Source organism: Kitasatospora sp. NPDC052896 (genome assembly GCF_044547075.1).
In the GTDB taxonomy this organism is placed as follows: domain Bacteria; phylum Actinomycetota; class Actinomycetes; order Streptomycetales; family Streptomycetaceae; genus Kitasatospora.
The window spans coordinates 228,974-249,528 of sequence record NZ_JBITZU010000007.1; the positions used below are offsets into that span (position 1 = coordinate 228,974).

Sequence of the window (20,555 nt, forward strand, 5' to 3'; positions counted from 1 at the left end):
CACACAAGGCAGCACCGATGAACGGGGCGACCAGCGGCGACGAGGACCGCCCCAAGGACCGCGAGGGCGAACCCCAGCCCGCCTCCGCCACCCCTGCCCCCGGCAGCCAGGCCGAGCAGGACGCGATCTTCGCCGCGCTGGTGGCGCAGTTCGACGACCCGGTGGACCTCACCCGACCGGACTGGCCCGAGATCGAGAACCTGCGCGCCAGGAACGAACGGAACGAACCCGACAACCGGGCCGACCTGGCCGGCTTCACCCCGCAGCCCCGCCCCCGCCCCGCGGCCGGCCCGCGCGACTGGGACGCCGCCGAGGACCCGGACGAGGGCCACTACGTCCCGCCGGAGCCGCCGCCCCTCCCCCAGGCGGACGTCACCGCCAAGTTCGCCTGGATCGCCGTCCTCGGCGGCCCGGCCCTGCTCCTCTTCGACGCCCTGGTCTGGCGCGAGGTCGCCGGCTGGCCCGCCTGGGTCGGCATGACCGCCTTCCTCGGCGGCTTCGTCACCCTGGTCGTCCGCATGAAGGACCACGACGACAACGAGCCCCCGGACCCCCACGGCGGCGCCGTCGTCTGACGGTCGGTCAGCCCCGGGACCCGCCGCCCGCCGGGACGCGCAGCACGGCGACGACCGGGAGGTGGTCGGTGGCGGCGAGGAGGTCGGCCGGGGGAAGGGGCGGGACGCCGCAGGCGAGGACCCGGATGGTGGGCGTGGCGAAGACCGCGTCGAGGCGCTGGAAGGGGTCGCCGGGGCGGGAGGTGTACTCGTCGCCCCAGGGGGCGGTGGCCCAGCCGTCCTGGTAGCGCTCGGCGAGCCACTGCCAGCCGGGGTCCTCGGGGTGCTCGTTGAAGTCGCCGCCGATCACCGCGTGCTCGAGGCCGGCCTGCTGCTCGGGGAGCAGCCGGAACTGGTCCTGCCGCTCGGGCGGGTTGACGCTGAGGTGGCAGCTGGTCAGCGCGAAGGGGGCGGCCCGGCCGATCCGGACCACGGCGGTGGCGAAGCCGCGGGCGTGCAGGCCGCGGCGCTTGGGCAGGAGCCGGTCGACGCGGCGGAGCACGGTCGCCCGCAGCGAGCCGAGCAGCAGCGGGCCGGCGGCCGCGCGGCCGCCGCCGGAGAGGACGACCGTGCCGGTGCGCCGGGCCAGCCAGGCGGCCTGGCCGGCCGGGCGCCAGTAGCGCGGGGACTCCTGGACGCAGACGAGGTCCGGCTCGCAGGCCCGGATCACCCGGACCAGCGCGCCCCGGTCGTCGCGCTGCGAGCGGATGTTGTAGGTGAGCACCCGGATCACCTCGGCGCCGTCGGGTTCCGGACCTGAACGCGGCAGGTCCGCGAGCGGGTGGGCGATCGGAGCGGAGTGCGTGAGGTCGGAGGTCACCCGTGACACGCTACCGGCGGGGTAGCGGGCGCACCCCTCCATCCCGCCGGAAAGGCCCGCCCGGCACGGGTCAGTGGGTGCGGGCCAGGTCGGCGGCGCCGACGATGCCCGCCGCCGAGCCCATCGAGGCCAGCACCACCTCGGCACGCGGCCGGTGCATGCCACCGGTCAGGTACTTCTGGAACGCCTTGGCGACCGGGTCGAGCAGCAGCCGGCCGGAGTCGGAGACCCCGCCGCCGAGCACGAAGACGCCCGGGTCGAAGAGCGCGGCGAGGTCGGCCATGCCGCGGCCCAGCCAGTCGGCCAGCTCCCCGTAGCACTCCAGGGCGAGCGGGTCGCCGTCCTCGGCGGCCTCGGTGATGTGGATGCCGCGGATGGTCTCGGCCACCCCGTCGTTGAGCTCCAGCATCCGCTTGCCGGCCACCTGGTCGGCGGCGGCCTTCTCCCGGCCGTAGCGGCGCAGCGCCCGGCCGGAGCCGTACTGCTCCCAGCAGCCCTTGCCGCCGCAGCCGCAGTCCAGGCCGTCCGGGACCATGTTGAGGTGGCCGATCTCGCCGGCCACCCCGAACCGGCCGCGGTGCAGCCGACCGTCCAGCACGATGCCGCCGCCGATGCCGGTGCCGACGGTGATCAGCACCATGTCGGTGTACTCGGCGGCCGCACCGAACCGGAACTCGGCCCAGGCAGCGCAGTTGGCGTCGTTCTCGACCACCGTGCCGAGGCCGGTGAGCTCCTCGATCCGTGAGCGCAGCGGCTCGTTCTCCCAGGCGATGTTGGGCGCGAAGATCACCGTGGAGCGTTCCCGGTCGACGAAGCCGGGGGCGCCCACGCCGACCGCGGCGGCGTCGGGGTGGGCGGCCTTGAGCTCGCGCACCGCCTGGGCGATGGCGTCGACCGCCCACTGCGGGTCCGCCGGGGTGGGCACCCGGGTGCGGGCCAGGATCTCGCCGTTCTCATCGACGACGCCGGCCGCGATCTTGGTCCCGCCGACGTCGACGCCGATGGTCAGAGCCATGTGTCCCTCAGTCATTCGCTCGTGCCTGATGAGCGGAACGGTATCCGCCCGGCCGTGCTCACGTACACACCGTGCCATACATTATCCGAAGCCATGGCTGCGGGACCCCCGCCGTGATGCTTCAAAAGTCGTACGATTCAAGGCATTCGGTAGCGAACTCGTGCCTCTCGGTGACCGGCCGCGGGCAGCCCGGACGGGTCACTCGTCCAGGTCGATGCGTTCGGACTCGGCGGTGTCCCCGGCCGCCCAGCGCCGCTCCTGGCCGGCCACCACGGCCCGGTAGGCGGCCAGCAGCTCGGTCCCGGCGGCGGCCAGATGGCCGTACACCTCCGGATGGTCGGCACGGAACCGGCCGAGCAGCTGCTGGGCCTGGTCCCCCACCGCACTGGTCAGCTTGCGGACCTCGTCGGCCAGCGGGTTGTCGACAGGATCTGAACCGTTCATGACGCGCCTCCTCGCTCGGCGGGCGTCCGCGCGCCCACCCCGGACGCGGTCGCGTCCGCGCGACCGACGCTACCGGTCCGGCGCCCCGCGAGAAGCTACGAGCGCGGCCACAGCTCCGGGTCCGGGGCGAACCGCACCGTCAGCTCGCCGTCCCGCAGCCCGGCACCCGCCACCGTGCAGCGGCGCAGCGCGGAGGGCAGCGGCAGGATCCGCCGGTACGGGCCGAGCCCGACCACCAGCTCGTCGCCGCGCCGGACCAGCTCCAGGTCGGCCCGCTCGGCGCCGGGCACGGCCAGCCGCCAGAGCAGCACGCCGTCCTCGGCCAGCCGGTTCTCGGCGGTCCAGGGCCACTCGGCGGCCGGCTCCGGGCCGGGCCCCTCGCCGTACAGCTGACGGGCCAGCTCCGGCAGGTCCTCGGCCTGCTGATCGGCGATCAGCAGCGGCAGCCCCGGCGCGAGGGCGGCCAGCCGTTCGCGCTCCCGGGCGGCCTGCCCGGCCAGCCACGGGTCGGCGGAGTCCAGTGCGGCGGCGGGCAGCGCCCGGTGCGCGACCAGGGCGTCCACCCGGTGTCCGAAGAGCGCCAGGCCGGCCCGGGCCCGGCGCAGCCCGTCCGGACGGCAGCCGCCGGCGTCGGCGACCAGCCGCACCGAGGTGGCCGGGGACTCGATCACCGCGCGGGCCGCGGCGAGTTCGGCGCTGGTCCAGGCGCGGGCCCGGTAGAGCCAGTCGGCGGGTATCGGGACGCCGACCGCCGCGGCCAGCAGCGGGCGCAGCGCGCGGGCCGCCTGGCGCTGCTCGGGCAGCAGCCGGGCCAGGTAGCGGTCCAGCTGCTCGGGCAGCGCGAGGGCGGCGGTCAGTTCGGCGGGCGGCGGTCCGGCGGCGACCACCTGGTCCCACTCGCCGGGCGTCCGGCGCAGCGCGCGCAGCAGGGCCAGCTGCCGGGCTCCGGGCAGGGCGGTGAGTTCGTCCTCGTCCAGCGGGTCGACGCCGAGCAGGTCGAAGCCGGTGCGCAGCTTGTCGCCGAGCCCGTCGAAGGCCCGGCGGAAGGCCTGCTGCTCGTCGAGCCGGACCGCCCAGCAGCCGTCCGCGACCGGGACGGGTCGCTCGTCGAGGCGCACTCCGAGCAGCGCGTCCAGCTGTCGGTGCGGGTCGTCGGCGGCCAGCAGCAGGGTGCGCCGGCCACGCCCGGCGGCGTGCAGGGCGGTGGCGGCGGCCACCTCGGGCACCCCCGGGCCCTCACCGCTGACCAGCACCGTCCGGGTCTGGGCCGGATCGGTTCGGGACGACTCGGTCCGCGCGGGTGGCGTCATCGAGCCGCTCAGCCCTCGACGCGCTTCTTCAGCCCGGCCAGCGCCCGGTCGATGATGACCTTCTCGGCCTTGCGCTTGATCATGCCGAGCATCGGGATCTTGACGTCCACCGCGAGCTGGTAGGTGACCTCGGTGCCACCGGCGGCCGGGGCGAGCGCGTAGGAGCCGTCCAGCGAGCGCAGCATCTGACTCTTCACCAGGGTCCAGGAGACCTCGCGGTCGTCGTCCCAGGTGTAGGCGAGCACGTGCTCGTCGCGGATCGCGCCGGCGTCCAGCAGCAGCCGGACCTCGCTGGCCCGGCCCTGGTCGGTGCGGCCGAGCACCTCGACCTCCTTGACCTCACCGGTCCACTGCGGATAGGCCTCGAAGTCGGCGATCACCGCCATCACCTCGGCCGGGGTCGCCTCGATGACGATGCTCGACCTGGTGTGTTCCGCCATGGGTGGGCCTCCGCGTTGTCCCGTGCCACTCGTCAGGTGCCCTGGAAGGCTATCGCGGACGGCACCCCCCGCCGCCCCGCGGTCCGGGGCCCCGGGGCTACCCGCGGGTCAAGGGGGCGCTGCCGTAGGGTGCGGATCGGAACGATCCCCCGCTCGGCGACCGGTGTGACACTGCGAACACCACACCCGACACCTCTATCCGATTCCCTTACCGGGCAGTAACGTCCTGCCGTCCCGCAGCGTCGCAGACAGGAGCAGCAGTGCTCGACTTCAGCCTTCCGGCCCGCTACCAGGTCCCGAGCGGTGGCAACCTCTCGGACCTGGTCCACCAGAACGCCGCCGAGCACCCCGGTGTCGCGGTGCTCAGCCGGAAGGTGGAGGGCCGCTGGCAGGACGTCACGGCGGCGGAGTTCCTGGCCGAGGTGCACCGCACCGCCAAGGGCCTGATCGCCTCCGGCGTGCGCCCGGGCGACCGGGTCGGCGTGATGTCGCGGACCCGCTACGAGTGGACGCTGCTGGACTTCGCGATCTGGACCGCCGGCGCGATCACCGTGCCGGTGTACGAGACCTCCTCCGCCGAGCAGGTGCAGTGGATCCTCGGCGACTCCGGCGCGGTCGCCGTGATCACCGAGTCCGACTCGCACGCCGCCGTGCTGGAGTCGGTCCGGGACCAGCTGCCCGAGCTGGTGCACACCTGGCAGATCGAGCTGGGCGCGATCGCCGAGATCGGCAAGCTCGGACGCGGCGTCAGCGACGCCGTGCTCACCGAGCGCCGCTCGGTCCCCACCGAGGACTCGATCGCCACCATCGTCTACACCTCCGGAACCACCGGCCGTCCCAAGGGCTGTCAGCTGACCCACGGCAACTTCCTGGCCGAGCTGGGCAACGTGACGGCCCGGATGCCCGAACTGTTCCGCACCGGCGAGAGCTCGGTCCTGCTCTTCCTGCCGCTGGCCCACGTGCTGGGCCGGATCGCCGAGATCGCCGCGGCGATCGCCCCGATCAAGCTCGGTCACGTCTCGGACATCAAGGACGTCACGGCCGAGCTCGCCGCTTTCCGGCCGACCCTGATCCTGGGCGTGCCCCGGGTGTTCGAGAAGGTCTACAACACCGCCCGGGCCAAGGCGCAGGCGGACGGCAAGGGCAAGATCTTCGACCGCGCCGCCGAGACCGCGATCGCCTACAGCCGGGCGTTGGGGCAGGGTGGCCCGGGTCTCGGCCTGCGGCTGCGGCACGCGGTCTTCGACCGCCTGGTCTACGGCAAGCTGCGGGCCGCCCTCGGCGGGCGGGCCACCCACGCGATCTCCGGCGGCGCGCCGCTGGGCGAGCGGCTCGGCCACTTCTACCGCGGCATCGGCTTCACCGTGCTGGAGGGCTACGGCCTGACCGAGACCTGCGCGGCCACCGCCTTCAACCCGGACGACAAGCCGAAGATCGGCACGGTCGGCCAGCCGCTGCCCGGCTCCGCGGTGCGGATCGCCGACGACGGCGAGGTGCTGCTCAAGGGCCCGCAGGTGTTCACCGGCTACTGGAACAACCCGACCGCGACCGCCGAGGCGCTGCGCGACGGCTGGTTCGCCACCGGCGACCTGGGCTCGCTGGACGACGAGGGCTACCTCACCATCACCGGCCGGAAGAAGGAGATCATCGTCACCGCGGGCGGCAAGAACGTCGCCCCGGCCGTGATCGAGGACCGGATCCGGGCCCACCCGCTGATCGGCGAGGTGATGGTGGTGGGCGACCGCCGGCCGTTCATCGGCTGCCTGGTCACCATCGACGAGGAGTTCCTGCCGCGCTGGCTGGAGCTGAACAGCCGGCCGGCCGCGAGCCTGGCCGAGCTGCGCGACGACCCGGCGCTGCTGGCCGCCGTCCAGGAGGCGGTGGACGACGGCAACAAGGCGGTCTCGCACGCCGAGGCGGTGAAGAAGTTCCGGATCCTGGACACCGTCTTCTCGGAGGAGAACGGCTACCTCACGCCGTCCCTCAAGCTCAAGCGCAACGTGGTGCTGAAGGACTTCGCGGCCGAGGTCGAGGCGCTCTACCAGCGCTGACAACCGGGATCGGGCGCGCCGCTCACCCTCCCGCGAGCAGCGCGCCCAGCCGCCCGGCCAACAGGTCCCAGCGCCAGGCGTCCTCCACCCAACGCCGCCCCGCCTCGCCCAGCTTGCGGCGCAGCTCGGCGTCGCCCAGCAGCCGGACGATCCGCTCGGCCGCCGCCCCCGGCGAGCCGCCCGGCACCACGTACCCGGTCTCGCCCTCCAGCACCGCGTCCGGCGCCCCGCCGGAGTCGCCGGCCACCACCGGCAGCCCGGTCGCCGAGGCCTCCAGGTAGACGATGCCCAGGCCCTCCACGTCCAGCCCGCCGCGCCTGGTCCGGCACGGCATCGCGAAGACGTCCCCGGCGCCGTAGTGCGCGGGCAGCTCCCGCCACGGCACCGCGCCGGTGAACCGCACCGAGCCGGCCACCCCGGTCGCCTCCGCCAGCCGGCGCAGGTCGGCCAGGTACGGGCCCCCTCCGACGATCAGCAGCACCGCGTCCGGCTGGGCGGCCAGGATCCGGGGCATCGCGGCGATCAGGGTGTCCTGCCCCTTGCGCGGCACCAGCCGGGAGACGCAGACCACCACCGGCCGGTCGGCCAGCCCGAGCCGGGCGCGCAGTTCGGCGCCGCCGGAGTCGGGGTGGAAGGTCCGCTCGTCCACGCCCGGCGGCAGCTGCACCATCCGCGCCGCGGGGCCCGGGCCGACCGCCCGGGCGATCCGGCTGCGGGTGTACTCACCGAGGTAGGTCAGCGTGTCGGTGCCCTCGCCGATCCGCCGCAGCAGCTGCCGGGAGGCCGGCAGCTGGGCCCAGGCGGCCTCGTGCCCGTGCGTCATGCCGAGCAGCCGGTGCGCGCCGGCCCGACGCAGCGCGGGCGCCATCAGGCCGAGCGGCGCGGCGGCGCCGAACCAGACCGAGTCGCAACCCTCGGCCCGCAGCAGCTCGGCCGCACGCAGGGTCACCCGGGGGGTCGGCAGCAGCATCGACGTCCGGTCGCGGACCACCGGGAACGGCTGCTCGGCGTCGAACGCCGCCATCTCGCTCCGGTCGCGCCAGGATGAGGCATACACCACAATCGAGCCGGCCGGCTGCCGGACGGCCATGTTGTGGACGAAGGCCTGGATTCCCCCTGGCCTCGGGGGAAAATCATTGGTGACGATGAGGGTTCTGGGCATCTGGGCGCGGCTCGCTCGGTCGGGGGGTGCACACTTCACCACTGGCTGATCCGTACCATAGGTCACCATGCCCACCCGCCGGGAACGGACGGAGGCAGCGGAACCGTTTCCCCCCTGAGTCTGTCCTAGCCGACGTGGGTGCGGGCAGGCGAACGGGCGTGCGGAGCTGAACGAGGGAGCGAGTTGGTGTTGGCGGAGGACGGCCCGGCCGGCCAGGACGGCGGCGGCAGCAGCACCGGCAACCTCGCAGTGGCGGAACCCCCGGTCGCAGTCGGTGCCGGCGGCGCGCTGCCGCAGCCGGCACAGCGCCCCGGGGCGGTGTGGACGATCGGCGCCTCCTGGGTCGCCACCCGGGTGCTGATCGTTCTGATGATCAGCGGAGTGCTGCGGATCAGCAACCTGGACGTCACCACCGACGTCTCGGTGATCTACCACGGCTGGTACCAGGTCTTGCAGACCGGCACCTTCCCGATGGACGACGTGACCTGGCAGTACCCGCCGGGCGCGGCCCTGGTGATGCTGCTGCCGGGCCTGCTGCCGTGGTCCTACCTGGTCTCCTTCTGGGTGCTGTGCGGCGTCTTCGACACCCTGGCGATGGGCATGCTGCTCCGGCACGGGATGCGCCGCGGCCGGTCGCTGGCGGGCTGCTGGGTCTGGGTGGTCGGCGTGCCGCTGCTGGGCCCGACGGTCTACTGCCGCTACGACATCCTGGTCACCGCGGTCGCCGTGGTGGGCCTGCTGGTGCTGCTGCGCCGCCCGGTGCTGGGGGGCATACTCCTGGGCGTCGGCGGGCTGGTCAAACTCTGGCCGATGCTGCTGCTGGCCGGCACCCCGCGCGGCCGGCGCACCCACCGCTCCTGGACCGCCGCCGCGGTCAGCGTCGCCACCCTGCTCTTCCTGATCGCCGCCGGCATGAACGGCGCCTTCCAGTTCCTCACCTACCAGGCCGACCGCGGCATCGAGGTGGAGTCGCTGGCCGCGGTCCCGCTGCACCTGGCCCGGCTGTTCGGCGGCTGGCACGGCCTGGTGATGATGAACTACGGCTCGGTCGAGTTCCTCGGCCCCTGGGTCGGCGTGATCTCCAAGGTCGCGGTCGGCCTCACCGTGGTCGGCTTCGGCTGGCTGCTGCTCTGGCGGGTGCGGGCCCGCCGTTGGCAGGCCTCGACCACGTACGACGCGGCGCTCGCCGCGTTGCTGGTCTTCACCGTCACCAGCCGGGTGATCAGCCCGCAGTACCTGGTCTGGCTGGTCGGCGTCGCGGCGGTCTGCCTCACCGTGCGGGGCACCACCCAGCGGCCGGTGGCGGCGATGATCCTGGTCGCCACGGCGCTGACCACGGCCGAGTTCCCGATGATGTTCGGCCAGATCACCAGCAGCGCGCCCTGGGGCGTGGCGGTGCTGACCGCCCGCAACCTGACCCTGCTCGCGGCCACCCTGCTCTCCTGCCGCCGGCTGTGGCGCTCCACGACGGGCGCCGGCCCGCAGCCGCCCGCCGACGCCGAGCCGGCCGAGCCCGAGCAGCCGTCCTACCCGGTCCGCCCGGGCATCGCGTACGAGCAGAGCCTGCTGGACGACATCCAGCGCGGCTGACGTCCCGGCCCGGCCGGCGAACGGCGTCAGCCCAACTGGCGGACGGTCTCCGCGATCCACTGCCGGGTGAAGGCGGCCAGCGTGCAGCCCAGCTGCTGCTGGAAGACCCGGTCCAGGTCGACGTCCGGCCCGGCCGCACCGACCGCCCGGTAGAACGCGACCAGCTTGGGCTGCCCGTAGCCGCGGGCGATCAGGTCGCAGGCCAGCCAGCCCTGCTCGTACGCCTGCGCGATCCCCGTCGAGCCGGCCCGGAAGTCGGCGTCGACGGGCAGCACGCTCGGGATCCGGCCGGCCGCCACGTCCGCGGCCAGCTCCGGGGCGATCTGCCGGGCGGTGCGTCCGGTGGCCAGGTAGCCGGTGTAGTCGGCGACCCCCTCGGAGAGCCAGAGCGGGGTCCACGGGTGGGTGTCGGCCCGGGTCGCCACGTGGGTGGCCTCGTGCGTGGTGACCACCTGCTTGCCGACCGCGCTGAGCTCCCGGTAGACGGCCGGATTGACCATTATCCGGTCGGCGGGGGTGTGCACCGGCGCCCCGGCGGCCGCGCTGGTGACCGCGGCCATGTCCTGGTAGGCGTCCGGCGAGACCGCCAGCAGCTGGGCGAACTGGTCCTCGGTGGCGGGCAGTTGGAGTACCAGCCGGCCCGCCCAGTCGGTCCCCCAGACTCCGCTCACCGCGGGCACCGCGCGGTCCGCCACGCCGGCCAGCTCGGTGAGTTCGGCCTGCTCGGCGCCCAGCACCAGGCAGAGCCGGCCGTGCGCGAGCCGGACCGGCCCCGCATCCCAGGGCGCGGCCGGCCCCTGCGGGGCCGGGCTCTCCGGGCCCAGGCCGCCGTCCGCGGTCAGGGCGAAGCGGCGCTGGAGCAGCGCCGGGTAGTCGTCGAAGCCCTGGAACCGGTAGGCGAGTTCGACACGGAGCGTGCTCGCGTCGCGGGCCGTCTCGCGGTAGCCGAACTCGGCCAGCGGCAGCCCGGCCAGCGGGCCGGCCCGCAGCGCGGCGGCGTGCGCGGCCAGCAGCCGGCCGGTCGGGTCCGCGGCGGCCGGCGCGGCCGGGCCGGCACCGGACGCCTGCGGCGGCACCCGGGGCAGCGACAGCCCGGTCAGCGAGCCGGCCACCAGCAGCAGCGCGGCACGCCGCGACAGCCCGTGGACGGCCGACGGCACGGGCTGCCCGAGGACGACCGCGGGGGCCGACCGCTCGCCGCTCAGGGCCGCACCACCGCCGCGACCGGCATCACCGCGACGCTCTCGTAGCGCACCCGGGCCCCCGGGTGCGGCGCGTGCACCACCGTGCCGCCGCCCACGTACATGCCGACGTGGTGCATGTCCTTGAAGAAGATCACCAGGTCTCCCGGTCGCGCCTCGGAGAGGCTGATCCGCCGCCCGCCGAAGGCCTGGGCCTGCGAGGTACGCGGCAGGGTCACTCCGGCCTGCCGCCAGCTCCAGTACATCAGACCCGAGCAGTCGAAGGCACCCGGCCCGGTGGATCCGTAGACGTACGGCGAACCGACCTTGCTGAGCGCGGCGGCCACCGCGACCGCGGCCCGGTCGGAGGCGGGCGGCAGGCTGGCCAGGTCGACCCGGTCCGCCCCGCGGCCGGCCCGCGCCTCGTCGGCGTCGTCCTCGGCGAGCTGGGCGCGCTCGGTCGCGTCCAGGCTGTCCAGCAGGGCCTGTGCCTTCTGCAGCCGCTGCTGGGTCCGCTGCTTGCTCTGCAACAGGGTCTGCCGCACCCCGTCGAGTTCGGCGAGCTTGCCGGTCGCCTCGGCCCGCTTCTGGTCGAGCCGGCGCTGCTGGTCCCGCACGTCGCGCAGCTTGGCGGCACGCTGCTGGGCGGCCTGGTCCAGGGTGCGGGCCCGGTTGAGGTAGGCCTCGGGGTCGGAGGAGAGGATCAGTTGGACGGTCGGGTCCATCCCGCCGGACCGGTACTCGGCCCCGGCCAGGGTGGCCAGGTCGCCGCGCATCCGGTTGAGCGTGTCCTGCGCGTCGGCCACCTGCTGCTGCAGCGCGCCGGCGTCGGCCTGCAACCGTCGCTGGGCCTCCTCGGCCGCGTTGGCCTTCTCGTTCTCCTGCTCGGCCTCCGTGTAGAGCTGGTCGACCTGGGCCTTGACGTCCTTCTTGTCCGGCTTCGGCGCGACCGGGGCGGCCTGACCGACGGCGGCGGTCATCGCCAGCGCCGTGGTCGCCGCGGCGGTGACCATCAGCGCCCGGGCGAGCCGTCGCGCGGCGCCCGGTTGGGAGGAACGGCCCGGAGTGACCGGGCGGTGCGGCATCACCATGGGGTGACGGCTCCAATCGCCGTGGAAGCTGAGATCCGAGCGCAGACGTTAGCGAGTCCCAGCGGGGGAGTCCAAACCCTTGCCAATGCGAATATTTGACCACTAATCGGACATCCGACCGAGCCAGAGTACGCCGACGGCCCGGCCTCCCTACGGGAGACCGGGCCGTGACGACGGAGAATCAGACCCGCACGATGGCCGTGATCGGCATGTCCGCGGCCGCCTCGTAGCGGACCACCGCACCGGTGTGCGGGGCGTGGATGACCTGGCCGCCACCCACGTACATGCCGACGTGGTCGCCGCCGTAGAAGATGATCAGGTCGCCGGGCTGCGCGTTGGCGAGGTTGGTGCCCTCGTTGGTGCCGTACGCCCACTGCTCCTGCGAGGTGCGCGGCAGCGAGACGCCGGCCTGCGCGTAGGCCCACTGCATCAGGCCCGAGCAGTCGAACGTGGTCGGGCCGTTGGCACCGTAGACGTACTCGTCACCGAGCCGGCTCTCCGCGGCGGCGATGGCGGCGGCGGCCTGCGCATTGGTCGCGCCGGTGGCGGCCGCGGCCCCGGTCAGGGTGCTACCAGCGGCGTGCGCGGCACGCGCGGCGGAGGCCTGGGCCTGCTGGGCGGCGGCCTGCGAGGCGGCGGCGGCCTGCGCCTCCTGCTCCTGCATCTGCTGGCGCTGCTGCGCGGTCAGCGTGTTGAGCAGCGCCTGCGCCTGCTGCAGCTTCGCCTGCACCGCGTCCTTGGCGGCCTGCAGGGTCTGCGTGGTGGCGTCCAGCTGGGCGAGCTTGGCCTGCGCCTCGGACTTGCTCTGGTCGAGCTGCTGTTGCTGCTGCTGCAGCTCCTTCAGCGTCTCGCTCTGGGTGCTGTTCAGCTGGCTGACCGAGCTGGCCTGGTTCAGGAAGTTGCCCGGGTTGCTGGTGAGCATCAGCTGGACGGTCGGGGATATCCCACCGTTCGCGTACTGGTCCGCGGCGACCTCGGCCAGCCCGCCCTGCAGCTGGGTGACCTGGTCCTGCTGCCGGGCCACCTGGTCCTGCAGCTGGCCGACCTGCTGCTGGAGCGCCTGCTCCTGGGCCTGCGCGCCGTCGTACTGCTGGGTGGCGGCCTCGGCCTGCTGGTTCAGCTGGTCAACCTGCGCCTTGACCTGATCGAGCGACGGCGCCGGGTCGGCGTGCGCGCTGCCCTGCGCGGAGAGCGCGACGGCGGTGGCGGCCGCGGCGGTCAGGATCGACGTGCGGGTACGGCCGGCGGGCTTGGGACGACGATGGGAACCCACGAATCCTTCTTCCTTCGACCGCCTACCGGGTGAGCTGACGGGTTCGGGCTGGAAGAGATGCCCTACGACGCCTCACCGGCCAGCAGGCCGACCTGGCGCCGATTCACCCCGAGGAACGTGGTTCCCCGGCTCCGGTCCGTGGCTCCCCCGCAGGGGTTCCCCGTCGGGCAGTCAACTGCCCGTGCCACTTTCCAGACTCGGCGGTACCCCCGCTGTCACCCCGGTCGGGTGATCACCGTCGCGGTGGTCAGGACCCCGACCCTAGTAACAGATCCGTGATCCGTTCAAATCCTTGTCAGAAAAAACTGATTAATTTGACGATGGGTGATACCGGAGTCACCCGGAGTGCAGCAGTGAGGGTGGCGTGGGTCACAGTGAAGGCTGTGACGGCCCGTCAGGCCGACCCCGTTCGGATGGGGTCGACGCGCGGTCAGACCCGGCGGATGGTGGCGATCGGTCCGATCACGCTGGCCTGCATGACCCGGACCACGTCACCGGTGTGCGGCGCGTGCACCACGTTGCCGTTGCCGATGTACATCCCCACGTGGTGCATGTCGCTGCCGTAGATCACCAGGTCGCCCGGCTGGGCGTCGGCGAGGCTGGGCACCTCGGTGCCGATCGTGCCCTGCTCCTGCGAGGTGCGCGGCAGCGAGACGCCGGCCTGCGCGTACGCCCACTGCATCAGGCCCGAACAGTCGAAGGTGGTCGGACCGGTGTGACCCCAGACGTACGAGTCGCCGAGCCGGCTGAGCGCGGCGGCCACCGCGGCCCCGGCGTAACCGGAGGCCGGCGGCAGGTTGCCCAGGTCGGCGCGGGCGGCACCGCGGGAGGCGACGTCGCCCTCGTCCTGCTGCTCGGCCGCCTGCAGGGCCGCCCGCTGGCTGGCGCTCAACGAGTTGAGCAGCGACTGCGCCTGCTGCAGCTTGGTCTGCACCTGGGACTTGGCGCTGTTCAGCGTGGTGGTGGTGGCGTCCAGCTCGGCCAGGGTGGCCGAGGCCTCCGCCTTCTCCTGGTTGAGCGTCCGCTCCTCGGACTGCAGCGACTTGAGCGCGTCGGTCTCGGTGGTGGTCGCCTGGTCCAGGCTGGCGGCCTGGGAGAGGTAGCCGGACGGGTCGGAGTTGAGCATCAGCTGTACCGACGGGTCGATCCCGTCGCTCATGTACTGCTCGCCGGCCACCGTGGCCAGACCCTGCTCCAGCTGGGTCACCTGGTCCTGGGCCCGGGCCACCTCGTCCTGCAGCTGGGAGGCCTGCTGGCGCAGCTGGTCGGACTTCTCCTGCGCACCGTCGAACTGCTGGGAGGCCTGCTCCTGCTGGGTGTTCAGGTTGTCGATCTGCGCCTTGACGTCGTTGACCGACGGCTGCGGATCGGCCCAGGCGCTCTGCGCGGAGAGGGCGACCACCGTCGCCGCGGCGGCGGTGAGCACGGCGACCCGGGCACGACTCGGCTGCTTGGCACGGCGGTGCGACGCCACGCGGGGCTCCTTCTTCCTGCGGTCTCACTCCATGGAGTGAGTGGCCGGAAAAATTGTTTTGACGCCAGACCCTAGTGAATGTCACATCGCCGCGCCACTCCCTTGGCCCTGCGAACCACCCCCGGTTCAGCGGCCGTCACGGCTTCCCCGCGACGCCGGCTCGGGCGCCCGAGCCGGCGTCAGCTGCGCGCGAGCCGGTTGAGCAGCAGCACCGAGGCGACCGGCCGGGCACCGGCCTTGCGCACGCCGTCGGCCACCTCGCGGTCGGCCGAGACCACCACCACCGGGCGGCCCTGCGGCTCGGCCCGGACCAGCTGGCGGATCAGCTCGTCCGCGGTCTGCCCGGTCCGGCTGAACCGCACCCGCACGCCACGCGGCGGCGCCATGATCACCGGGACGTCCAGGTCCTGCCCGTCGAAGACGCAGGTCACCTCGGCCTGGGTGCGCTGGGCCAGCATCGCCAGCCCGCCCAGCAGCCGCATCCGCTGCTGCTCCAGCGGCAGGGTCGGGTAGCCGGTCTTGGTCACGTTGTAGCCGTCCACCACCAGGTGGACCTGGGGAATCGCCAGCAGCTGGTCGAGCAGCGCCGGGTCGTCGTCGGCCAGTCCACGCCGGGCCACGTCGTGCGGCGAGGCCGAGCCGGGGACCACCGCGTCCACCAGGTCCGCCGGGTGCAGCTGGGTCACCGGCAGCGCCAGCTCGCGCTGCAGGCCCTGGGCCGACTGGAGCAGGGTGTCCAGCAGCAGCCGCAGCCGCATGTCCTCGACGCTGCGGCCCTCCCGGGCCGACCGGCGGCCGCTCTCCAACGCGCTCTCCAGCTCGGCCACCCGGTGCCGCAGTCGGCGGCTCTCCCCCTCCGCCGCGCCGCGCTCGGTGGCGGTCGCGGCCGCCGCCGCGGTCAACTCGCCCTGCAGTCGCCGGCTTTCCGCCTGCGCCCGGCGGGTGTCGCTCTCCAGGCTGCGCAGCCGGCGACGGAGCGCCTCCAGCTCCTTGCGGACCCCCTCCGACTCGGCCCGCTGCCGCTCCAGGTCGGCCCGGGCCTGCGCGCGCACCGCGGCCAGCTCCTCCTGGAGCTTCTCCACCTGGCGGGCGGCCTCCGCCGCGGCGTCCTCGACACCGGCCCGCTCGGCCTGCTCACCGGCCTCGGCGACCAGCCGGGTCCAGCCGCGCGGGCGCAGCAGGTAGGCGGCGGCGGCGACGTCCAACGGCTCGGCAGCACTCGGGACACTGCCCGCCTCCAGCGCCTTCACCAGATCCGGCTGCCCGAGCCGCAGCCGGTCCGCTATCCGCGACCGGAACACCGGCTCCGCCTCCAGCGCCGACGCCAGCGCCGTCCCGGCGTACTTGGCGCGCCGCGCGGGGGTGAACTTCGCATACGGACGGAGCGTGCTGGGCAGCTCGGTCGGCGTCAGCCCGCCGAGCGCGTCGGCGGCCAGGCCGACCACCCGGCGACGAACCCCCTCCGGCAGCGGCCGATCGAGCTGCTCAGCGGCGCCGGAGGCCTGCTCGGCGGCGTCCACCCCGGGCTCCGGGGTGGCGGGCGGCTGCCCCTGGGGCTCGGCGGCCTCCCTCGCTGCGTCCATGGCGTCCTCGGCTCCGATCCTGGTCTGCGGGGGCCGTACGGCCGGCTGCCGATGCCCAAAACCCACCGCTCTGTGCAATTGTCGCGTGAACGGTGCCACCTCGGACACCACACCGCCCACCCGTCCCATCCCGGGACGGTCACGCTCAGTCGGCGGCTGGGGCGTCCGGCCGGGGCACCAGCTCGACCTGGTCGACCGCGTTGCACCAGCGACAGCGGACCGACTCCACGGTCTCGCTGAGCACCTCGCGCTCCTCCACCGTCGGCTCGCCGGCCAGGTCCAGATGGACGTACTCCACCGCCCGGGACGAGCGGGTGACGTCGAACCGGGTCAGGTTGCCGCACAGCGTGCAGCGCCAGCGGGTCTCGGCGGTGGGCACGGGGACGGTCATCGGTGGGTCCTCTCGACTGGTCCCGGGCACGGCCGTGCTGCCGCCCCGGCTCCAAGCCTAGGGCCTGACCACACCGCGTCGGCCACCGGATACCCCTTGCCACCAGCGGCTGCGTCGGCGGCGGGTAACCCGCTCGCAGCAGGGCGCGGTGCGCGCGGCGGCCGGGCCAGCAAGGATCGGCCCATGGTGATCCCCTGGCGCGACCGGCTCCGCTCCACCCGGCCCCCGGCGGCCGGCCCGGTCCCGCTGGCCTGCTACCTGCTGGTGGCGGTGAACTGCGTGGTCTTCCTGGCCGGCCCGAGCGGGATCGCCCCCCACTACGGCAGCACCCAGGTCGCCCGGAACTGCGCCGCCCAGCGCTACCAGCAGCGTTGGGGGGCGATCCCGGCCGAGCTGCTGAGCGGCCGTCCGCTGACCGCCGCTCAGGCCGCCGGCGCCGCCCCCGCGCTGCCCGGCTGCCCGCCGGTCGGCACCCCGCGGAAGAACCCGCTGCTCTCCGTGTTCACCTCGCTCTTCGTGCACGGCGGCTGGCTGCACCTGCTGGGCAACATGCTCTTCCTGCTGGTCTTCGGCACCGGGGTGGAGGAACGGCTGGGCCGGCCGCGCTTCCTCCTCTTCTACCTGGCCGTCGGCGCGCTGGCCGGCTACGGCTACGCGCTGGCCGACAGCACCGATCCCCAGGCGCTGCAGCCGCTGGTCGGCGCCTCGGGCGCGATCGCCGGGGTGCTCGGCGGCTACCTGCGGCTCTACCCACGGGCCCGGGTGACCGCGCTGGTCCCGCTGCTCTTCTTCCTGCCGCTGCGGCTGCCGGCCTGGTTGGTGCTCGGCCTGTGGTTCGCCGTGCAGTGGTGGTCGGTGCACCAGGCCGGCCCCGGGGTGGCCTACCTGGCGCATGTGATCGGCTTCAGCGCCGGCTTCCTGGCGCTGTGGGCCGCCTCACGGCGGGCCCGATACCCTGGCCCCACCGACCTCCAGCCGCTCGCCCCCGACCCCGGAGCCTTCGAGTGATCACCGCCATCGTCCTGATCAAGACCGCCGCCGACCGGATCCCCGAGATCGCCGAGGAGGTCGCCGCCATCGAGGGGGTCAGCGAGGTCTACTCGGTGACCGGCGGCTACTCCCTGGTGGCGATGGTCCGGGTGCGGCACCACGACGATCTGGCCGAGGTGATCCCGGGCCGGGTCAACAAGGTCCCCGGCGTCGAGCACACCGAGACCCAGATCGCCTTCCGCACCTACTCCCAGCACGACCTGGAGGCCGCCTTCGCACTCGGCCTGGACGGCTGAGGCCGGGTCCGGCGGACCTTTCCGCCGGACCGGTCTCAGCGCCGGGTGTCGGCCACGCACCGCCCGCCCTCGTTGCGGTAGGTCCAGCGCGCACCGTCGGTGACCAGCTCCCGGACGGCGGCCAGGAAGCGGTCGAGGTGCTCGTCCGGCGTCCCGGCGCCGAAGCTGACCCGGATCGCGTTCAGGCTGCGCTCCCCCGGCAGCGACGGCTCGGGGGCGCCGCACTCCGAGGGAGCACCGGCCGCGTCCCCGCCGAGCAGCGTGCGCACCAGCGGGTGCGCGCAGAACAGTCCGTCCCGGACCCCGATGCCGTACTCCGCCGAGAGCGCCGCCGCGAAGTGCGAGCTGTTCCAGCCCCGCACGACGAACGACAGCACACCCACCCGCGGCGCGTCGGCGCCGAACAGGCTGAGCACCCGGACCTCGGGAACCGCGGTCAGGCCGGCCGTCAGCCGCTCGACCAGCAGCCGCTCGCGGGCCTCCAGCTCCTCGAAGCCGGCCTCGGTCAGCGCCCGGCAGGCGGAGGCGACGGCGTAGGCGCCGATCACGTTGGGCGAACCCGCCTCGTGTCGGGCCGGGCCGTGCTGCCACTCGACGGCCACCGAACCGTCCGCCTCCCGGGCCACCGTCCGGCTGGCCCCGCCGCCGGCCAGGTACGGCTCGGCGGCGTCCAGCCAGTCCGATCGCCCGGCCAGCACCCCGGCCCCGAACGGCGCGTAGAGCTTGTGCCCGGAGAAGGCCACCCAGTCGACGTCCAGCTCGCGGACCGAGACCCGGTGGTGCGGCGCGAGCTGCGCCGCGTCCAGCACCACCCGGGCGCCGTGCCGGTGCGCCACCTCGGTCAGCTCGGCCACCGGCCACAGCTCACCGGTGACGTTCGAGGCGCCGGTGACGCAGAACAGCCGCGGGCCCTCGGGGTACTCGGCCAGCGCCGCGTCCAGCGCGGCGACCGCCTCGGCGTGCGAGCGCGGGGCGCGCAGGTAGCTCACCGTCAGGCCGTCCCGGCGCCACGGCAGCAGCGAGGCGTGGTGCTCGGTCTCGAAGGCGAACACCCGGGTGCCGGCCGGCAGCACGCCCGCCAGCAGGTTGAGCGAGTCGGTGGTGGCGCGGGTGAAGACCACCTGGTCGCCGTCGCGCAGGTCGAGGAAGTCGGCGACGGTCCGCCGGCTCTGCTCGAACAGGTCGGTGGAGAGCTGCGAGAGGTAGCCGGCGCCGCGGTGCACGCTGCCGTAGTAGGGGGCGTAGGCGGCCACGTCGTCCCAGACCCGCCGCAGCGCGGGCGCGCTGGCGGCGTAGTCGAGCGCGGCGTAACCGATCTTCTCCCCGGTGACCAGCGGGACCTCGACGTCCTGGCCGAGCACGTCGAGCGGGGCGCGGTGCGCCGGCAGGTGCCGCGCGCTGGGGGTCCTTCCGGACGGCGTCCCGGGGAGCGTCGGGGCAAGGGTGGCGGCGGGCGACGGGTGGACGGACATGAAGATGCACTCCTCCGGGGTCAGGACCCCGGGAGTGCGAGATGCCGGTGGTCCGCGCTTGCCCGACGGACGAATCGCCGCCTGGCCCGGTCCTCACCCAGGGCACCCCGCCACGGACGGAGGGTTGCCGGACAGCAAGCTGGGGCTTGTCGCGCTGTCACTCATGACCTGGCGAAGACTCTAGGCGGCCGGCCGAGGAGTGGTCAACCGGCGTTCCACCATCCGGACGGCCGTGAGACCCGCAGGTCAGCGACGTGCGGGCCGCACGGGCGGACGGGCTCAGCCGGCGGCGGTGGCCGCCGCCCAACGCTTGAGCAGGTGCTGCGCCGCACCGCTGTCGATCGCCGCCGCCGTCCGGCCCATCGCCGCGGACAGCTGTTCGGTCAGCGGCGCCCCGGTGATCTCCAGCGCGACCAGCGCCGCCGCCGAGTTGAGCACCACCGCGTCCCGCACCGGCCCGCGCTCACCGGCCAGCACCCGGCGGGCGACGTCGGCGTTGTACTCGGCGTCGGCACCGCGCAGTGCCTCGATGCCGACCAGCTCGATGCCCACCTCGCGCGGGTCGAAGCAGGTCTCGGTGACCCGCCCGTCCCGCACGATCCACACCCGCGAGGTGGTGCAGACGGTCAGCTCGTCCAGCCCGTCGTCGCCGCGGAAGACCAGCGCGGAGGAGCCGCGCTCGGCCAGCACGCCGGCGATCAGCCCGGCCAGCCGGGTGTCGAAGCAGCCGACGGCGTGCGCGGTGACCCTGGCCGGGTTGGTCAGCGGGCCGAGGATGTTGAACGCGGTCGGCACCCCGAGGTCGCGCCGGGCCGTCGCGGCGTGCCGCATCGCGGGGTGGAACCGGGCGGCGAAGCAGAAGGTGAGGCCGACCTCCTCGGCCACCGCGGCCACCCGCTCGGCCCGCAGGTCGAGCCGGATGCCCAGCCGCTCCAGCACGTCGGACGAGCCGCTGGCCGAGGAGGCGGCCCGGTTGCCGTGCTTCACCACCTTGGCGCCGGCCGCCGCGGCGACGATGGCCGACATGGTGGAGATGTTGACGGTCTTCGCCCGGTCGCCGCCGGTGCCGACGATGTCCACCGCCGGGCCGGGGATCTCCAGCGGCTCGGCGTGCGCGTACATCGCCTCGACCAGGCCGGAGACCTCCTCGACCGTCTCGCCCTTGGCGCGGAGAGCGACCATGAACCCCGCCACCTGCGCCGAACTGGCCTCGCCGCTCATGATCCGGTCCATCGCCCAGGCCGCCTCGGCCCGGCTGAGGTCGTCGCCGCCCAGCAGGGTGTTGAGGACCTCCGGCCAGCTGCGGACCACCTGCGCGGGCGCGTTGCCACCGTTCGCAGGCTTCAGATCGACCATGGCTGACTCCAGCTCGCTTCCGTGTTCGGAGAGGGGGTACGGCCAGCCTAACCAGGCCGGAG

19 protein-coding genes and 2 riboswitches are annotated in these 20,555 nt (G+C 74.1%); of the genes, 5 read left to right on the forward strand and 14 right to left on the reverse strand.

The features are described 5' to 3' along the window. The first annotated feature begins 17 nt into the window (after window positions 1-17). On the forward strand, window positions 18-575 hold the full coding sequence (locus tag ACIGXM_RS17380) for a hypothetical protein (protein WP_396561657.1): 558 nt from the start codon (window positions 18-20) through the stop codon (window positions 573-575). Window positions 576-582: 7 nt separating this feature from the next. Here the strand turns inward: ACIGXM_RS17380 and ACIGXM_RS17385 are convergent, their stop codons facing one another. The 5 genes from ACIGXM_RS17385 to ACIGXM_RS17405 all read right to left on the reverse strand — a co-directional run bounded on the left by ACIGXM_RS17385 (window position 583) and on the right by ACIGXM_RS17405 (window position 4,583). Then, window positions 583-1,374, reverse strand: coding sequence for an endonuclease/exonuclease/phosphatase family protein (locus tag ACIGXM_RS17385; RefSeq protein ID WP_396561659.1), 792 nt, complete (start codon window positions 1,372-1,374; stop codon window positions 583-585). 70 nt (window positions 1,375-1,444) lie between these two features. Then, window positions 1,445-2,389 (reverse strand): ROK family glucokinase, encoded by a 945-nt coding sequence (locus tag ACIGXM_RS17390; protein WP_396561661.1) that lies wholly within the window; start codon window positions 2,387-2,389, stop codon window positions 1,445-1,447. Between the two features lie 198 nt (window positions 2,390-2,587). Then, a complete protein-coding gene (locus ACIGXM_RS17395) occupies window positions 2,588-2,833 on the reverse strand; it encodes a DUF5304 family protein (protein ID WP_396561663.1) in 246 nt (81 codons plus the stop codon). A 95-nt stretch (window positions 2,834-2,928) separates the two neighbouring features. Further along, window positions 2,929-4,143, reverse strand: coding sequence for an ArsA family ATPase (locus tag ACIGXM_RS17400; RefSeq protein WP_396561665.1), 1,215 nt, complete (start codon window positions 4,141-4,143; stop codon window positions 2,929-2,931). Window positions 4,144-4,151: 8 nt separating this feature from the next. Then, window positions 4,152-4,583 carry an SRPBCC family protein gene (locus ACIGXM_RS17405; protein ID WP_396561667.1) on the reverse strand — a complete coding sequence of 144 codons (432 nt, stop codon included), beginning with the start codon at window positions 4,581-4,583 and terminating at the stop codon, window positions 4,152-4,154. A gap of 260 nt (window positions 4,584-4,843) precedes the next feature. On the opposite strand from ACIGXM_RS17405, the gene ACIGXM_RS17410 reads away from it, so the two are divergent. Next, complete coding sequence (locus ACIGXM_RS17410; RefSeq protein ID WP_396561669.1) at window positions 4,844-6,634, forward strand: AMP-dependent synthetase/ligase; 1,791 nt, start codon at window positions 4,844-4,846, stop codon at window positions 6,632-6,634. Window positions 6,635-6,656: 22 nt separating this feature from the next. On the opposite strand, the gene ACIGXM_RS17415 is transcribed toward ACIGXM_RS17410, so the two are convergent. Next, window positions 6,657-7,796, reverse strand: coding sequence for a glycosyltransferase family 4 protein (locus ACIGXM_RS17415; protein ID WP_396561671.1), 1,140 nt, complete (start codon window positions 7,794-7,796; stop codon window positions 6,657-6,659). A 186-nt stretch (window positions 7,797-7,982) separates the two neighbouring features. Between ACIGXM_RS17415 and ACIGXM_RS17420 the strand changes: the two genes are divergently transcribed. Beyond that, complete coding sequence (locus ACIGXM_RS17420; RefSeq protein ID WP_396561673.1) at window positions 7,983-9,386, forward strand: glycosyltransferase 87 family protein; 1,404 nt, start codon at window positions 7,983-7,985, stop codon at window positions 9,384-9,386. Between the two features lie 26 nt (window positions 9,387-9,412). Here ACIGXM_RS17420 and ACIGXM_RS17425 read toward each other — a convergent pair whose 3' ends face one another. The 6 genes from ACIGXM_RS17425 to ACIGXM_RS17450 all read right to left on the reverse strand — a co-directional run bounded on the left by ACIGXM_RS17425 (window position 9,413) and on the right by ACIGXM_RS17450 (window position 16,379). Further along, window positions 9,413-10,546 (reverse strand): hypothetical protein, encoded by a 1,134-nt coding sequence (locus ACIGXM_RS17425; protein WP_396561675.1) that lies wholly within the window; start codon window positions 10,544-10,546, stop codon window positions 9,413-9,415. 41 nt (window positions 10,547-10,587) lie between these two features. After that, window positions 10,588-11,658 (reverse strand): NlpC/P60 family protein, encoded by a 1,071-nt coding sequence (locus ACIGXM_RS17430; protein ID WP_396561677.1) that lies wholly within the window; start codon window positions 11,656-11,658, stop codon window positions 10,588-10,590. A 181-nt stretch (window positions 11,659-11,839) separates the two neighbouring features. Then, window positions 11,840-12,931: an NlpC/P60 family protein gene (locus ACIGXM_RS17435; RefSeq protein WP_396561679.1), complete on the reverse strand. Its 1,092-nt coding sequence runs from the start codon at window positions 12,929-12,931 to the stop codon at window positions 11,840-11,842. A 3-nt stretch (window positions 12,932-12,934) separates the two neighbouring features. Next, window positions 12,935-13,085: riboswitch (cyclic di-AMP (ydaO/yuaA leader) on the reverse strand. Between the two features lie 276 nt (window positions 13,086-13,361). Then, entirely contained in the window at window positions 13,362-14,405 is a 1,044-nt protein-coding gene (locus tag ACIGXM_RS17440) for an NlpC/P60 family protein (protein ID WP_396561681.1), read from the reverse strand. Window positions 14,406-14,584: 179 nt separating this feature from the next. After that, window positions 14,585-15,988, reverse strand: coding sequence for an NYN domain-containing protein (locus ACIGXM_RS17445; RefSeq protein ID WP_396561682.1), 1,404 nt, complete (start codon window positions 15,986-15,988; stop codon window positions 14,585-14,587). Between the two features lie 145 nt (window positions 15,989-16,133). Then, complete coding sequence (locus tag ACIGXM_RS17450; protein WP_396561684.1) at window positions 16,134-16,379, reverse strand: hypothetical protein; 246 nt, start codon at window positions 16,377-16,379, stop codon at window positions 16,134-16,136. 183 nt (window positions 16,380-16,562) lie between these two features. On the opposite strand from ACIGXM_RS17450, the gene ACIGXM_RS17455 reads away from it, so the two are divergent. Further along, window positions 16,563-17,387, forward strand: coding sequence for a rhomboid family intramembrane serine protease (locus tag ACIGXM_RS17455; RefSeq protein WP_396561686.1), 825 nt, complete (start codon window positions 16,563-16,565; stop codon window positions 17,385-17,387). Continuing rightward, entirely contained in the window at window positions 17,384-17,665 is a 282-nt protein-coding gene (locus tag ACIGXM_RS17460; RefSeq protein WP_396561688.1) for an Lrp/AsnC family transcriptional regulator, read from the forward strand. The genes ACIGXM_RS17455 and ACIGXM_RS17460 overlap by 4 nt, the downstream gene beginning before the upstream one ends. A 35-nt stretch (window positions 17,666-17,700) precedes the next feature. Here the strand turns inward: ACIGXM_RS17460 and ACIGXM_RS17465 are convergent, their stop codons facing one another. Continuing rightward, window positions 17,701-19,137 carry an aminotransferase class V-fold PLP-dependent enzyme gene (locus ACIGXM_RS17465; RefSeq protein ID WP_396561690.1) on the reverse strand — a complete coding sequence of 479 codons (1,437 nt, stop codon included), beginning with the start codon at window positions 19,135-19,137 and terminating at the stop codon, window positions 17,701-17,703. A gap of 49 nt (window positions 19,138-19,186) precedes the next feature. Then, a riboswitch (SAM riboswitch) is annotated at window positions 19,187-19,306 on the reverse strand. 110 nt (window positions 19,307-19,416) lie between these two features. Beyond that, on the reverse strand, window positions 19,417-20,493 hold the full coding sequence (trpD, locus tag ACIGXM_RS17470; RefSeq protein WP_396561692.1) for an anthranilate phosphoribosyltransferase: 1,077 nt from the start codon (window positions 20,491-20,493) through the stop codon (window positions 19,417-19,419). Window positions 20,494-20,555 lie beyond the last annotated feature (62 nt).